The organism is Burkholderia ubonensis (assembly GCF_001718695.1).
Lineage (GTDB): Bacteria > Pseudomonadota > Gammaproteobacteria > Burkholderiales > Burkholderiaceae > Burkholderia > Burkholderia ubonensis_B.
In genome coordinates this window covers 802,159-816,154 of record NZ_CP013420.1, presented here as the reverse complement: position 1 = coordinate 816,154, position 13,996 = coordinate 802,159, and the positions used below count along the sequence as shown (strand labels likewise).

Annotated in this window: 10 protein-coding genes, 1 pseudogene and 2 riboswitches; of the genes and pseudogenes, 7 read left to right on the top strand and 4 right to left on the bottom strand. The window is 71.6% G+C overall.

Translation table 11 applies throughout. From position 1 onward, the window contains the following. Positions 1-298: 298 nt before the first annotated feature. Positions 299-1,462: a M20 aminoacylase family protein gene (locus WJ35_RS03730; RefSeq protein ID WP_069238759.1), complete on the top strand. Its 1,164-nt coding sequence runs from the start codon at positions 299-301 to the stop codon at positions 1,460-1,462. A 42-nt stretch (positions 1,463-1,504) separates the two neighbouring features. Here the strand turns inward: WJ35_RS03730 and WJ35_RS03725 are convergent, their stop codons facing one another. Genes WJ35_RS03725 through cobA form a run of 4 tightly spaced genes read right to left on the bottom strand, consistent with a single transcriptional unit; the run spans position 1,505 to position 4,648 of the window. Further along, complete coding sequence (locus WJ35_RS03725; RefSeq protein ID WP_069238758.1) at positions 1,505-2,866, bottom strand: cobyrinate a,c-diamide synthase; 1,362 nt, start codon at positions 2,864-2,866, stop codon at positions 1,505-1,507. A 3-nt stretch (positions 2,867-2,869) separates the two neighbouring features. Continuing rightward, positions 2,870-3,472 carry a cob(I)yrinic acid a,c-diamide adenosyltransferase gene (gene cobO, locus WJ35_RS03720; protein ID WP_010092402.1) on the bottom strand — a complete coding sequence of 201 codons (603 nt, stop codon included), beginning with the start codon at positions 3,470-3,472 and terminating at the stop codon, positions 2,870-2,872. Positions 3,473-3,500: 28 nt separating this feature from the next. Continuing rightward, a complete protein-coding gene (locus WJ35_RS03715; protein ID WP_060238717.1) occupies positions 3,501-3,878 on the bottom strand; it encodes a cobalamin biosynthesis protein in 378 nt (125 codons plus the stop codon). Further along, on the bottom strand, positions 3,875-4,648 hold the full coding sequence (cobA, locus tag WJ35_RS03710; protein WP_060238713.1) for a uroporphyrinogen-III C-methyltransferase: 774 nt from the start codon (positions 4,646-4,648) through the stop codon (positions 3,875-3,877). The genes WJ35_RS03715 and cobA overlap by 4 nt, the downstream gene beginning before the upstream one ends. Positions 4,649-4,833: 185 nt before the next feature. Further along, positions 4,834-5,003: riboswitch (cobalamin riboswitch) on the bottom strand. Between the two features lie 186 nt (positions 5,004-5,189). Next, a riboswitch (cobalamin riboswitch) is annotated at positions 5,190-5,456 on the top strand. Positions 5,457-5,643: 187 nt separating this feature from the next. Here cobA and WJ35_RS03705 point away from each other — a divergent pair. From WJ35_RS03705 to WJ35_RS03680, 6 genes and pseudogenes are all read left to right on the top strand, one after another. Further along, positions 5,644-6,702 carry a HoxN/HupN/NixA family nickel/cobalt transporter gene (locus tag WJ35_RS03705; RefSeq protein ID WP_060238707.1) on the top strand — a complete coding sequence of 353 codons (1,059 nt, stop codon included), beginning with the start codon at positions 5,644-5,646 and terminating at the stop codon, positions 6,700-6,702. Positions 6,703-6,729: 27 nt separating this feature from the next. Continuing rightward, the gene (gene cobW, locus WJ35_RS03700; RefSeq protein ID WP_060238704.1) at positions 6,730-7,809 is read left to right on the top strand and encodes a cobalamin biosynthesis protein CobW; all 1,080 of its coding nucleotides are present in this window, start codon (positions 6,730-6,732) and stop codon (positions 7,807-7,809) included. 6 nt (positions 7,810-7,815) lie between these two features. Continuing rightward, a pseudogene (gene cobN / locus WJ35_RS03695) lies at positions 7,816-11,620 on the top strand (cobaltochelatase subunit CobN). Then, a complete protein-coding gene (locus tag WJ35_RS03690; protein WP_069238757.1) occupies positions 11,617-12,726 on the top strand; it encodes an ATP-binding protein in 1,110 nt (369 codons plus the stop codon). The pseudogene cobN and the gene WJ35_RS03690 overlap by 4 nt, the downstream one beginning before the upstream one ends. Positions 12,727-12,794: 68 nt before the next feature. Further along, positions 12,795-13,403: a vWA domain-containing protein gene (locus WJ35_RS03685; RefSeq protein ID WP_069238756.1), complete on the top strand. Its 609-nt coding sequence runs from the start codon at positions 12,795-12,797 to the stop codon at positions 13,401-13,403. 95 nt (positions 13,404-13,498) lie between these two features. Continuing rightward, a complete protein-coding gene (locus WJ35_RS03680; RefSeq protein WP_069238755.1) occupies positions 13,499-13,951 on the top strand; it encodes a YaiI/YqxD family protein in 453 nt (150 codons plus the stop codon). The last annotated feature ends 45 nt before the right edge of the window (positions 13,952-13,996 follow it).

Below are 13,996 nucleotides of genomic sequence, written 5' to 3'. Positions count from 1 at the left end.
ACGGCGGTTGAAAAGTGAACAAATGCCCCGGAAGTCCTTGATATCGATAGATATCGAAGCGACGCCCAACCGTGTTCGCCGAGCCGGCACATGCCGGAGACCGACACACAGCCGCAGGCACCGCGCCTCCCGCTCCCGCGCGCCGGTACGGCCTCGCAAGCGCGCTGCCGCCATGCTCGGCACCCCAACTCAACCGGCAACTCCAGGTTGCCGCCGCGACCACTTACTCGCTATTCGGTTGCCGTGAGCCGGACTATCCTTGACCGACCCTTCCGAACCCGACCCAGGAGCCGCCCCCATGACCCACAGCGTGATTCCCGCAGGCCTCGCCGACGAAATGACCGCCATCCGGCACCGCATCCACGCCCATCCCGAGCTGGGTTTCGAGGAATTCGCGACGAGCGATCTCGTCGCCGAACGGCTGCAGGCGTGGGGCTACGCCGTGCATCGCGGGCTCGGCGGCACGGGCGTCGTCGCGCAACTGAAGGTCGGCGATGGCACGAAGCGTCTCGGCCTGCGCGCGGACATGGACGCGCTGCCGATCCACGAGGCGACCGGCCTGCCGTACCAGAGCACGATTCCCGGCAAGATGCATGCGTGCGGCCACGACGGCCACACCGCGATGCTGCTCGCGGCGGCGAAGCATCTCGCGCGCGAGCGGTGCTTCTCGGGCACGCTGAACCTGATTTTCCAGCCGGCCGAGGAAGGGCTCGGCGGCGCGAAGAAGATGCTCGACGACGGCCTGTTCGAGCAGTTCCCGTGCGATGCGATCTTCGCGATGCACAACATGCCCGGCTTCCCGACCGGCCGGTTCGGCTTCCTGCCGGGGCCGTTCATGGCGTCGTCGGACACCGTGACCGTCGACGTGCAGGGGCGCGGCGGCCACGGCGCGGTGCCGCACCAGGCGATCGATCCGGTCGTCGTGTGCGCGCAGATCGTCGTCGCGCTGCAGACGATCGTGTCGCGCAACGTGTCGCCGCTCGACATGGCGATCGTCACGGTCGGCGCGATCCACGCGGGCGACGCGCCGAACGTGATTCCCGAGCACGCGCAGATGCGCCTGTCGGTGCGCGCGCTGAAGCCGGACGTGCGCGACCTGCTGCAGGCGCGCATCACCGAAGTGATCCACGCGCAGGCCGCGGTGTTCGGCGCGAGCGCGACGATCGACTACCGGCGCCGCTACCCGGTGCTCGTCAACGATGCGCAGATGACCGCGTTCGCGCAGCAGGTCGCGCGCGAGTGGGTCGGCGACGCGAACCTGATCGACGACATGGCGCCGCTGACCGGCAGCGAGGATTTCGCGTTCCTGCTCGAGCAGCGTCCGGGCTGCTACCTGATCATCGGCAACGGCGACGGGGAGGGTGGCTGCATGGTGCACAACCCGGGCTATGACTTCAACGACGCGGTGCTGCCGACGGGGGCGTCGTACTGGGTGAAGCTGACCGAGGCGTTTCTGGTGTGACGGGACGCTGGCGGGGAAGGCGAGGTCTCGCGACGCAGCCCGCTATTCCGGCACGACTTCCGGCGTCTCTCCGCTCGCTCGATCGGCCTGCTCAACCTGATCGAACGCCTCGCCGCGAAACAACGCCGCGGCCGCATCCGGGTTCGACGGCCAGTACATGTGCATGTACGTCGCGACGATCGGGCCGGCCCGATACACGGCCTCGCCGCTGCCGCTCGCGCCGTCGCAGCGTGCCGCCGTCGCCGCCGCCGCGAGCGGCGTGTCGAGCCGCGAATAGTGGAACGTATGCCCGCGCATCGGCCCGGTGCGCGTATCGAGCTGCTGCATGCCCAGCGCAGCGAAGCGCCGCTGCATCGTCGCGCGGCCCGGCAGCAGGCCGAGCATCGGCGTCGTCGCGCCGTCGACGTCCGTCAGCGCATCGCACAGATACACCATCCCCCCGCATTCGGCGACGATCGGCTTGCCGGCCGCCGCATGCGCGCGGATCGCGCCCGCGCTCGTCGCGTTCGCCGCGAGCGCCGCCGCATGCAGCTCCGGATAGCCGCCCGGCAGGAACAGCGCGTCGCAGTCGCCGGGCACCGGCTCGTCGGCGAGCGGCGAGAAGAACCGCAACTGCGCGCCGAGCGCGTCGAGCAGCGCGAGATTCGCCGGATAGATGAACGAGAACGCGGCATCGCGCGCAATCGCGATCCGCTTGCCGGCGAGCGCGCGCGGCAGCGGCCCGGCGGCGTCCGGTTCCGCGAACGCGACCGCAGGCGGCAATTCCGCAAGCGCCGTATTCGCGAGCACGTCGGCCGCGCGATCGAGCCGCGCATCGAGATCGTCGATGTCGTTCGGCTGATGCAGGCCGAGATGGCGCTCCGGCAGCGCGATGCCGGCATCGGCAGGCACGTGCCCGAGCCAGCGCAGGTCGTCGGGCAGCGCCTGCCGCAGCAATTCCGCGTGACGCGCGGAGCCGACCCGGTTCGCCAGCACGCCGTGAAACGGCAGGTCCGCGCGAAATCGCGCAAGGCCGAACGCGATCGCGGCGAAGGTCTGCGCCATCGATTTCGCGGAGATCACCGCGACGACCGGCACGCCGAACGCGACGGCCAGATCCGCGCTGCTCGGCGTGCCGTCGAACAGCCCCATCACGCCTTCGATCAGGATCAGGTCGGCGTCGCGCGCGGCGTCGGCGAGCAGCGCGCGGCAGCCGGCTTCACCGACCATGCCGAGGTCGAGCGCGTGCACGGGTGCGCCGCTCGCGCGTTCGAGCAGCATCGGGTCAAGAAAATCCGGGCCGGTCTTGAACACGCGCACGCGGCGGCCGAGCCGGCGGTGCAGCCTTGCGAGGCCGGTCGTCACCGAGGTCTTGCCCTGGCCGGACGCGGGCGCGCTGACGAACAGCGCGGGGCAGGCGGGCATGGTTCAGAACTCCACGCCGCGCTGCGCCTTCACGCCTTGCTCCTTGTACGGATGCTTGACGAGCCGCATCTCGGTGACGAGGTCGGCCGCGTCGATCAGCGCGTCGGGCGCGTGGCGGCCCGTCACCACGACGTGCAGCGAAGCAGGGCGCGCGGCCAGCGTCGCGAGCACTTCATCGAGCGGCAGGTATTCGTACTTGAGCACGGTGTTCAGCTCGTCGAGGATCACCATCTGGTAATCGCCGCTCTCGATCATCCGGCGCGCCTCGTCCCAGCCCTTGCGGGCGGTCGCGATGTCGGCGTCGCGGTTCTGCGTGTTCCACGTATAGCCGTCGCCCATCGTCACGAAATCGCAGTGCGCGACCGCGCCGAGGAAATCGCGCTCGGACGTGTGCAGCGCGCCCTTGATGAACTGCACGACGCCGAGCCGCATCCCGTGGCCGAGCACGCGCACGGCCATGCCGAACGCGGCGGTGCTCTTGCCCTTGCCGTTGCCGGTGTGGACCATCAGCAGGCCCTTTTCGTTGACGGCGGCGGCCTGCTTCTTCTCGTGGCCGGCGCGGCGGCGCTCGGTCATCCGCTGGTGCGCTTCGGGATCGGTTTTCATCGGGAGTCGTCCTGTCGAAAGAATGGGTTCAAAGCGGGCCGGCGAGCGCGACCGTCACGCCGTCCCGCGCGAGCTTCGGGCCGAGCAGCCGGCCGCGCGGCGCGGCGAGCCGCGCGCACGGCTCGGCGACGCCGGCCACGCCGAAGCGGGCGAGCGCGGCGGGTGACGGCGTGCTCTGCGCCAGTTCGGGGTGGGCGGCGAGCTGCGCCGCGTCGAAGGCGACGAGCGGCCAGCCGCGCCGCGCGCAGAGCGTGCGCAGCGCGCGTGCGCGCGATTTGCCGGCGAGCGTCGCGACCACGGCCGGCTGCGCGTGCGGGTGCCGCGCGAGCGCCGCGCGGACCGCGGCGTCGAGCTGTGCGGCGGTGACGCCCGCGCGAAAGCCGAGACCGAGCGCGACCCGCATCATGCTGGCTCCGGCGGCGCAGGTTCGGCCGGTGCGGCCAGTGCGGCCTGCACCGCGGGATCGGCGGCCAGCGCCGCGACGCGGCCGACCACGACGATCGCAGGCGAGCCGATGCCGGCCGCGCCGATGCGCTCGACGAGGGTCGCCAGCGTCGCCAGCACGTGCCGCTGCTCGGGCCGCGTCGCCGATTCGATCGCCGCGCACGGCGTGTCGTCCGGCAGGCCGCCCGCGCGCAGCGCGGCGGCGATCGCCGCGAGGCGGCGGATGCCCATGTAGATCACGAGCGTCATGCGGGTCGCGGCGAGCGCGCGCCAGTTGGGCTCGTCATCGCCCGCGCCGTGCCCGGTGACGAAGATCACGCCCTGCGCGTCGCCGCGATGCGTGACCGGGATGCCGAGGGCGGCCGGCGCGGCGATGCCGGCGGTGATGCCGTGCACGACCTCGACCGGAAAGCCCGCCGCGCCGAGCGCGATCAGCTCTTCGCCGCCGCGGCCGAACACGAACGGGTCGCCGCCTTTCAGGCGCGCGACGCTGCGGCCCGCGCGCAGGTGCGCGAGCATCGCGGCGACGATCGCGTCCTGCGGCGTCGACGCGTGGCCGCCGCGCTTGCCGACGTGCTCGATGCGCGCATCGGCGCGCGCATGCCGCAGCACCTCGGGGTTCACGAGATCGTCGACGAGCAGCACGTCGGCCGCGCCGATCGCGCGCACGGCCTTGAGCGTCAGCAGGTCGGCGTCGCCGGGGCCCGCGCCGATCAGCCAGGCGCGGCTCATCGGGGGCGGCACGGCACGCACCGCGGCATGGCAGGGGAAACGAAACGGCGAGCGGCACGGGGGCCGGCAGACAGGCAGTGCATGGGCGGATCGGGCGAAGCGCGTGGGCGCGGGCAGACGGCGCTCCGGTCCGTCCCCCGCGGACCGGGCGTTCGGCGAGCGCATCGCTCGCCCCTTGCGTCGGCCGGTATCCGGGCTGGCCGCTTGCCAGGCCGCGGCCTTCCCACCCGAAGCAGGCGGGCAGTGGCATCGTGGGCGGCATGGGCGCGCGCGCTGAAAGCGCGTCGCGCGGGCGGCGTACCGTTGCGGGGACAGCACAGGCCGGGCGGATGTCCGCCTCCTGTTTCCCGTTTAACTGCACCTGCCGGAAGGCGGGCGCGGGCACCGAACGCGGCGCATACGATAGCACAGCGCCCGGCCCGCGCGAACCGGCCATGCCTGCCCCCGCGGCCGCGCGCGGCGGGCCGCCGTGTGCGGTCGCGGCGCCCGGCGGCGGCCCCGCGATGGCCGGTTTTGCCTTGACGCTGCCGGCACCGCCCCCTACACTCGCACGCGTTTCGGTGCTCGCGCGCGCCCGCCGGCGTGCGCAGTTAAACGGGAAGCAGGGAGCCTGGCTGCACCGCAGTCGCGCCAACCTGTGCTGCCCCCGCAACGGTAAGCGAACGCACTGCGCCCGCCGCGATGCAGCGCCGCTTCGCCGCATGCCTCCCGCGCATGCGGACGACCGCCACTGGACGCGTGATGCGTCCGGGAAGGCGAAGCGGCGTGTTCGTCAGCCCGGATACCGGCCGAGACGAGGGGTTCAGCGCCGCGGGGATGCGGCGCATCGTCCACGGCCGCAGCACGCCCGACGCCCGAGCGTTTTCCACTTCCGTCATCGATCGGAGCGTCGCACGCGTGCGCGCGGCCGGGCGCGGCGAGCGGCGGGCCGCGCGGGCAGGGCAGGCGGCAGCCGTGTTGGCATTCATCATGTCGACCGTTCGCCAGGGAGCACCATGCTCGACTCGCTTTTCCGCCTGTTCAACGACAGCCCGTCCGGGCTGCGCGGCAAGATCATCGTCATCTATTCACTGCTGGCCGCCTTCAACGTCGGCGCGTGGATCTGGGCGTTCATCGCGTTCCACGGCCAGCCGGTGCTGCTCGGCACCGCGCTGCTCGCGTACGTGTTCGGCCTGCGCCACGCGGTCGACGCCGACCACATCGCGGCCATCGACAACGTCACCCGCAAGCTGATGCAGGAAGGCCGCAGCCCGCTCGGCGCCGGCCTGTTCTTCTCGCTCGGCCATTCGACGGTCGTGATCGTGATGTCCGTCGTGGTCGCGCTCACAGCCGCGTCGCTCGCGCGCTTCGAGAGCATGAAGGCGTGGGGCGGCGTCGTCAGCACGTGCGTGTCGGCCTTCTTCCTGCTGCTGCTCGCGACCGCGAACCTGCTGATCCTGATCTCCGTGTACCGCACCTTCCGCGCGGCGCGCCGAGGCGAAGCGATCGTCGACGCGGATCTCGACATGCTGCTGAACCAGCGCGGCGTGCTCGCGCGCCTGTTCCGGCCGCTGTTCCGCCTCGTGTCGCGCAGCTGGCACCTGTATCCTGTCGGCTTTCTGTTCGGCTTCGGCTTCGACACCGCGACCGAGATCGCGCTGTTCGGCATCTCCGCGACGCAGGTGCAGGGCGGCCTGTCGTTCTGGTCGGTGATGGCGCTGCCGGCGCTGTTCACCGCGGGCATGACGCTCGTCGACACGACCGACGGCATCCTGATGATGGGCGCGTACCGCTGGGCGTACGTGCGGCCGATCCGCAAGATCTACTACAACATGACGATCACGTTCGTGTCGGTGCTGGTCGCCGCGCTGATCGGCGGCATCGAGGTGCTCGCGCTGCTCGCCGACAAGCTGTCGCTGCAGGGCCCCGTGTGGGCCTTCGCGTCGATGGTGGCGTCGCACTTCGGCATGCTCGGCTACTTCGTGATCGGCCTGTTCATCGCGTGCTGGGTCGTGTCGGCCGCGATCTACCGCCTGAAGCGCTACGACGAGATCGACGTGACGATCTCCGCCTGACTCCCTTTCTTCGATACAGGATCTTTCATGACCATGCGCAAGCTGCCCGTCACCATCGTCACGGGCTTTCTCGGCAGCGGCAAGACGACGCTGATGCGCCACATGCTGCAACACGCACAAGGCCGCCGCATCGCGGTGATCGTCAACGAATTCGGCGAGCTCGGCATCGACGGCGAAATCCTCAAGGGCTGCGGCATCGGCTGCGAGGACGCGCAGGGCGACGCGTCCGGCCAGCTCTACGAGCTCGCGAACGGCTGCCTTTGCTGCACCGTGCAGGAGGAGTTCTATCCGGTGATGGAGGCGCTCGTCGAACGCCGCGCCGACATCGATCACGTGCTGATCGAGACGTCCGGCCTCGCGCTGCCGAAGCCGCTCGTGCAGGCATTCAACTGGCCGACGATCCGCAACAGCTTCACGGTCGACGCGGTCGTGACCGTCGTCGACGGCCCGGCCGCCGCGAGCGGCCAGTTCGCCGAGAATCCGCAGGCGGTCGACGCGCAGCGCCGCGCCGATCCGAACCTCGACCACGAATCGCCGCTGCACGAGCTGTTCGCCGACCAGCTGTCGGCGGCCGATCTCGTGATCGTCAACAAGGCCGACCTCGTCGACGATACGCAGCTCGCGCAGGTCGAGGCGGCGATCCGCGAGGAAATCCCGCCGCAGGTGAAGATCGTGCGCGCGACGCGCGGCGAGCTCGATCTGGCGATGCTGCTCGGGCTCGAATCGGCGTCCGAGGAAACCATTCACCTGCGTCACGACCACCACGGCTCGGCCGACGACGAGGATCACGATCACCATCACGACGACTTCGACTCGGTCGTCGTCAGCGGCGACGCCGGCTCGCGCGACGCGACGATCGCGGCGCTCCAGCGCGTCGTCGAGACGCACACGATCTATCGCGCGAAGGGCTTCGCCGCGCTGCCGGACGCGCCGATGCGGCTCGTGATCCAGGGCGTCGGCCGCCGCTTCGACAGCTATTTCGACCGCCGCTGGCAGGACGGCGAAGCGCGCGCGAGCCGCTTCGTGCTGATCGGCGAGGATCTCGACGCGGCCGCGCTGCAGCGCGCGTTCGACGCGGCGCTCGCGGCCGAGCTGCAACAGGCGTAACCGGCGATGCATCTGCTGCGCACCACGCCGGGCGGCTTCGTCGACGATACGCAGGGCGTCGTCCGGATCGACCAGCAGCCCGCCGAGATCGTGATCCTGAGCTCGGCGGACACGACGCTGTCGCTGCTCGCGAGCGTCGTGCCGCGTCTGCCGGCGGGCTTCCCGAGCGTGCGGCTCGCGAACGTGACGTTCCTGCGCCAGCCGGCGTCGGTCGATTTCTACGTCGACGACGTGCTGCAGCATGCGAAGACGGTCGTGATCGACCATCTCGGCGGCGAGGCGTACTGGCCGTACGGGATCGAACAGGCGATGTCGCTCGCGTCGCGTCGCGGGCAGCGGCTCGCGATGTTCTCGGGCGACCTGCAGGAAGATCCGAACCTGATCGCGAAGAGCACGGTCGCGCCCGGATTGTGCCGCCTGTGGTGGCGCTACCTGCGCGAGGGCGGCGCGCACAACGCCGAGGCGCTCTTGCGCAGCATCGCGTTTCACACGCTCGGCTTCGGCGACGAACCGGCGCCGCCGCGCCCGCTGCCGGCCGCCGCGCTGTATCACCCGGCGCGCGACCCGGCGAGCATCGACGACTGGCTGCCGCGCTGGACGCCCGGCGCGAGCGTCGTCGCGATCCTGTTCTACAAGGCGCACTGGCAGGCCGCGAACACCGCGGTGTTCGACGCGCTCGCCGACGCGCTGATCCGCGAAGGGCTGAATCCGCTGCCGATCGCGGTGACGTCGCTGAAGGACGCGGTGAGCCGCGAGGTGATCGCGCGGCTTTGCGACGCGCACGACGTCGCGCTGGTGCTGAACACGACCGCGTTCGCGGCCGGCGCGATCGACGGCCCCGAGCCCGACATCCTCGCGGGCGATGCGCCGGTGCTGCAGGTGATCCTGTCCGGCGGCAACCGCGACGCATGGGTCGCGGACAACCAGGGCCTGCATGCGCGCGACATCGCGATGCACGTCGCGCTGCCCGAGGTCGACGGGCGCATCGTCACGCGCGCGGTGAGCTTCAAGGGGCTCGCGTACCGCTGCGCGCATACCGAGGTCGACGTGGTGCGCTACCAGCCCGACGCGGAGCGCATCGGCTTCGTCGCGGCGCTCGCGCGCGGCTGGTGCCGGCTGCGCACGCTCGACGATGCGGACAAGCGCGTCGCGCTGATCCTCGCGAACTATCCGCAAAGCGAAGGCCGGATCGGCAACGGCGTCGGGCTCGACACGCCCGCGTCGGCGCTCGGCGTGCTCGCGATGCTGCGCGACGCGGGCTACCGGGTCGCGGACCTGCCGGCCGACGGCGACGCGCTGATCGCGCGGCTCACCGAAGGCGTGACCAACGACCCGGCGATGCACGCGCTGCGGCCCGCGTTCCAGAGCTTCGCGCTCGCCGATTACCGTACGCATTTCGCGCAACTGCCGGCGGCCGTGCGCGATGCGATGAACGAACGCTGGGGGCCGCCCGAAGCGGACCCGACGCTGCGCCAGGGGCGCTTCACGATCGCGGGCTGGCGCGCGGGCAACGTGTTCGTCGGCATCCAGCCGTCGCGCTCGCGCGGCGAGAACGACTACGCGAGCTATCACGATGCGGACCTCGTGCCGCCGCATGCATATCTCGCGTTCTACTTCTGGCTGCGTCACGCGTTCCGCGTCGACGCGGTGATTCACCTCGGCAAGCACGGCAACCTCGAATGGCTGCCGGGCAAGAGCGTCGCGCTGTCCGATGCATGCTGGCCGGACCTCACGCTCGGGCCGCTGCCGCACCTGTATCCGTTCATCGTCAACGATCCGGGCGAGGGCAGCCAGGCGAAACGGCGCGCGCAGGCGGTGATCGTCGATCACCTGATGCCGCCGCTCACGCGTGCCGAGAACTACGGCCCGCTGCAGGACCTCGAGCGGCAGGTCGACGAATACTACGAAGCGCTGATGGTCGATGCGCGGCGCGCGAAGCTGCTGCGCAAGAGCATCCTCGCGACGATCGCCGAACACCGGCTGCACGACGAGCTGAGCGTCGCGCCGCCGCGCGACGCGAGCGACGAGGATGAACTGCTGACGCGCGTCGACGCGTGGCTGTGCGAGCTGAAGGAAGCGCAGATCCGCGACGGGCTGCACGTGTTCGGCCTGTCGCCGGTCTCGCGCCAGCGGCGCGACACGCTGCTCGCGCTCGCGCGCTTTCCGGTCGGCGACGGCCAAGCAGGCGCGCGCCGGGCTGATCGGCGCGCTCGCGCGCGATCTCGCGCTCGGTGACGATTTCGATCCGCTCGCCGCCGACTGGGCCGCGCCGTGGCTGGGGCCGCGCCCGGCGCTGCTGCAGGCGGTCGATGAATCGACGTGGCGTCATGCGGGCGATACGCGCGAACGGCTCGAACGGTTTGCGCAGGCATGGCTCGATCGCGTGTGCGCGACGGCGCCCGGCGACGCATGCGCGCCGCCGCCCGGCGTCTGGATGCACACGCTGCCGGTGATCGAGCGCATTCGTGCGACGCTGATGCCCGCGCTCGACGCATGCGGCGGCGAGGAATTGCGCCAGCTGCTGCGCGGGCTCGACGGCCGCTTCGTGCCGCCGGGGCCGAGCGGCTCGCCGTCGCGCGGCCGCCCCGACGTGCTGCCGACCGGCCGCAACTTCTACTCGGTCGACACGCGCGCGGTGCCGACGCAGGCCGCGTGGTCGCTCGGCCTGAAATCCGCGCAGCAGCTGATCGAACGGCATCTGCAGGATCACGGCGACTATCCGCGCGCGATCGGCCTGTCGGTGTGGGGCACCGCGACGATGCGCACCGGCGGCGACGACATCGCGCAGGCGTTCGCGCTGATCGGCGTGCGGCCGAAATGGGCGCACGGCAGCCACCGCGTGACCGACTTCGAGATCCTGCCGATCGAGATCTTCGAGCGGCCGCGCATCGACGTGACGCTGCGCGTGTCCGGCTTCTTCCGCGACGCGTTCCCGAACCTGATGCATCTGTTCGACGCGGCCGTGCAGGCGGTCGCGGCGCTCGACGAGCCCGAGCACCTGAACCCGATCCGCGCGCGCATCGAGCGCGAGCGCGCGAAGTGGATCGAGCAAGGCGTGCCGCCCGACGAGGCGCGGCGCCGCGCGGGCTGGCGCGTGTTCGGCGCGCGGCCCGGCAGCTACGGCGCGGGCCTGCAGGACCTGATCGACCAGCGGCGCTGGCAGACCGACGCGGATCTGGCCGACGCCTATCGGCAATGGGGCGGCTACGCGTATGCGCAGAACAGCGCGGGCGACGCCGCGCCCGACGTGTTCGGCGAGCGGCTCGCAATGATCGACGTCGTCGTGCAGAACCAGGACAGCCGCGAGCACGACATCCTCGATTCGAACGACTACTACCAGTTCCAGGGCGGCATGACCGCGGCGGTGCGGCATCTGTCGGGCCGCCAGCCGAGCCTGTATCACGGCGACCACGCGAACCCGGCCGCGCCGAAGATGCGCACGCTGCGCGAGGAAATCGCGCGGGTGATCCGCTCGCGCGTCGTGAACCCGAAATGGCTCGACGGCGTGAAGCGGCACGGCTACAAGGGCGCGGCGGAAATGGCCGCGACGGTCGACTACCTGTACGGCTACGACGCGACCGCGCGCGTGCTCGCCGATCATCAATACGCGCTCGTCGCCGACGCGTACCTGTTCGACGACGCCACGCGCGCGTTCCTCGAACGGCACAATCCGCGTGCGCTGCAGGGCATCTGCGAGCGCTTCGTCGAGGCGATGCAGCGCGGCCTGTGGCAGCAGCCGGGCGACTATCGCGAGCGGATCGAGGCGGTCTGGCTCGCAAGCGAACATCATCTGGAAGGAGGTCGGCGATGACCGATCCGACGCACCGCCTGCGCGCGGTGTCTCCCGCCGTATCTCCCGCCGTATTCCCGTTCACCGCGCTCGTCGGGCAGGCGGCGCTGCAACAGGCGCTGCTGCTCGCGGCGATCGATCCGTCGCTCGGCGGCGTGCTCGTCAGCGGGCCGCGCGGCACCGCGAAATCCACCGCCGCGCGCGCGCTCGCGGCGCTGCTGCCGGAAGGGCAGTTCGTGACGCTGCCGCTGTCGGCGAGCGACGAGCAGGTGACCGGCTCGCTCGATCTTGCGCATGCGCTCGCGGAGAACGGCGTGCGCTTCCGGCCGGGGCTGCTCGCGCGCGCGCATCGCGGCGTGCTGTACGTCGACGAGGTGAACCTGCTGGCCGACGGGCTCGTCGATACGCTGCTCGACGTCGCCGCGAGCGGCGTCAACATCGTCGAGCGCGATGGCGTGTCGCACGCGCACGATGCGCGCTTCGTGCTGGTCGGCACGATGAATCCGGAGGAGGGCGAGCTGCGGCCGCAACTGCTCGACCGCTTCGGGCTGATGGTCGAGCTCGAGAATTGCTTCGACGCCGCGCAGCGCGAGCAGATCGTGAAGGCGCGGCTCGCGTTCGATCTCGATCCCGATGCGTTCCGCGCGCGTCACGACGACGCGCAGCGCGCGCTGGCCGGGCGGATTCGGGCGGCGCGCGAACGCCTGCCGGCGCTGACGTTCGGCGATGCGGTGCATGCGCGGGTCAGCGCGCTGTGCATCGACGCGGCCGTCGACGGCCTGCGCGCCGATCTCGTGATGCTGCGCGCGGCGCGCGCGCTGGCGGCGCTCGAACAGGCCGCCGCGGTGACGGTGTCGCACGTCGAACGCGTGGCCGACGCGGTGCTGCGCCACCGGCGTCATGCGGATGCGCCGCGCGCGCCGGATGCATCGCCGTCGCGCGACGACGGCGCACGCGACGGCCGTGCGCCGCCGGACCCGCATTCGCGGCGCGACGAGCGCGGGGGCGCGCACGCGGCGGGCGGCGCTGCGCCGTCGCCCGATGGCGACTGGGGCTACCTGCCGCCCGAACCCGCCGGCTTGCAGGCGGTGAAGGGCGTGGTGCCGCTGCCGCTAAAAAAACGCTGAGCCATCGAGCAGGCGCCGCCGCGACTTCGCTTCGCGGTCCTCGATGGCAGCAGGGCGCCGCCGCGCGCGTGCCCGGCGCGGCCCCTGCCGGCACGGCGCTCGCCTGGCCGGCGACGCTCGCCGCGAAGCGTGGCGAGCCGCTGCATGCCGCGCATCTGCGGTTCCGGAAACAGGCGGGCGCGCCGCGCGCGCTGCATTGCTTCGTGCTCGACTGCTCGGCGTCGATGCTGTCGTTCGAGCGGCTCGCGATGGCGAAGGGGCTGATCGTCGCGTATTTCGATGAAGCGGCGCGCGCGCGGGCGGAGACGGCGCTGATCTGTTTCGGCGGGACCGGCGCGGAACGCCGGTTCGGGCCGGCGGTGCCGAGGTGGTGGAACGCGCGCTGGCTGGAGCCAGTGGGCGGCGGCGGCGGCACGCCGTTCGCGGACGGGATCGATGCCGCCGCGCGGCTGCTCGCGCGGGAGGCGCGCCGCGAGCCGGACAAGCAGCGGTGGCTGTGGGTGCTGTCGGATGGGCGCACGCGCGAGATGCCGGCGCGGCCGGCTGCCGCCGATCATGTCGTGTTCGTCGACTTCGATCGCGCGGCGGTCGCGATCGGGCAGGGCAGACGGCTCGCCGACGCGTGGGGCGCGCAGTGGCTGGCCGCGGCGACGCTGCATGCGCAGGCGGGCGGCTGAGCGCGCCTGCGGTGAGTGGTGCCGAGTGGTGTGGAGCGGTGCCGAGCGGCGGCGCTGCGCTATGATCGCCGTTTCAGCTCACCGGAACGCCAGCCATGCAAATCTTCGTCGATGCCGACGCGTGTCCCGTCGTGATCAAGGACATGTTGTTTCGGGCCGCGCGTCGCGCCGAAGTCCACGTGACGCTGGTCGCGAACCAGTATTTGCGCACGCCGCCGTCGCCGCACATCAAGGCGCTGCAGGTGCCGGCCGGTTTCGACGAGGCCGACGCGCGCATCGTCGAGCTCGCGCAGCCGGGCGATCTGGTCGTGACGGCCGACATTCCGCTCGCCGCCGCCTTGCTCGACAAGGGCGCTCATGCGCTCGACCCGCGCGGAAACTGGTTCAGCCGCGAGAATATCGAGGAGCGCCTGTCGACGCGCGCGATGATGGAACAGCTGCGCAGCGCGGGCATCGATACGGGCGGCCCCGCGCCGTTCAGCGCGCGCGATGCGAACGCCTTCGCGTCGCAGCTCGACCGCTTCGTCGCGCGCCACGGCAAGCCGTGACGTCGCGCGTGCCGAAGCGGCGGCCGCAGCAGGCGACCGATTCGC

What these genes read in the sequence shown, in the direction of transcription:
- WJ35_RS03730 (WP_069238759.1), top strand. Translation starts at nt 299, where the DNA reads ATGACCCACAGCGTGATTCCCGCAGGCCTCGCCGACGAAATGACCGCC.
- WJ35_RS03725 (WP_069238758.1), bottom strand. Translation starts at nt 2,866, where the DNA reads ATGCCCGCCTGCCCCGCGCTGTTCGTCAGCGCGCCCGCGTCCGGCCAG.
- cobO (WP_010092402.1), bottom strand. Translation starts at nt 3,472, where the DNA reads ATGAAAACCGATCCCGAAGCGCACCAGCGGATGACCGAGCGCCGCCGC.
- WJ35_RS03715 (WP_060238717.1), bottom strand. Translation starts at nt 3,878, where the DNA reads ATGATGCGGGTCGCGCTCGGTCTCGGCTTTCGCGCGGGCGTCACCGCC.
- cobA (WP_060238713.1), bottom strand. Translation starts at nt 4,648, where the DNA reads ATGAGCCGCGCCTGGCTGATCGGCGCGGGCCCCGGCGACGCCGACCTG.
- WJ35_RS03705 (WP_060238707.1), top strand. Translation starts at nt 5,644, where the DNA reads ATGCTCGACTCGCTTTTCCGCCTGTTCAACGACAGCCCGTCCGGGCTG.
- cobW (WP_060238704.1), top strand. Translation starts at nt 6,730, where the DNA reads ATGACCATGCGCAAGCTGCCCGTCACCATCGTCACGGGCTTTCTCGGC.
- WJ35_RS03690 (WP_069238757.1), top strand. Translation starts at nt 11,617, where the DNA reads ATGACCGATCCGACGCACCGCCTGCGCGCGGTGTCTCCCGCCGTATCT.
- WJ35_RS03680 (WP_069238755.1), top strand. Translation starts at nt 13,499, where the DNA reads ATGCAAATCTTCGTCGATGCCGACGCGTGTCCCGTCGTGATCAAGGAC.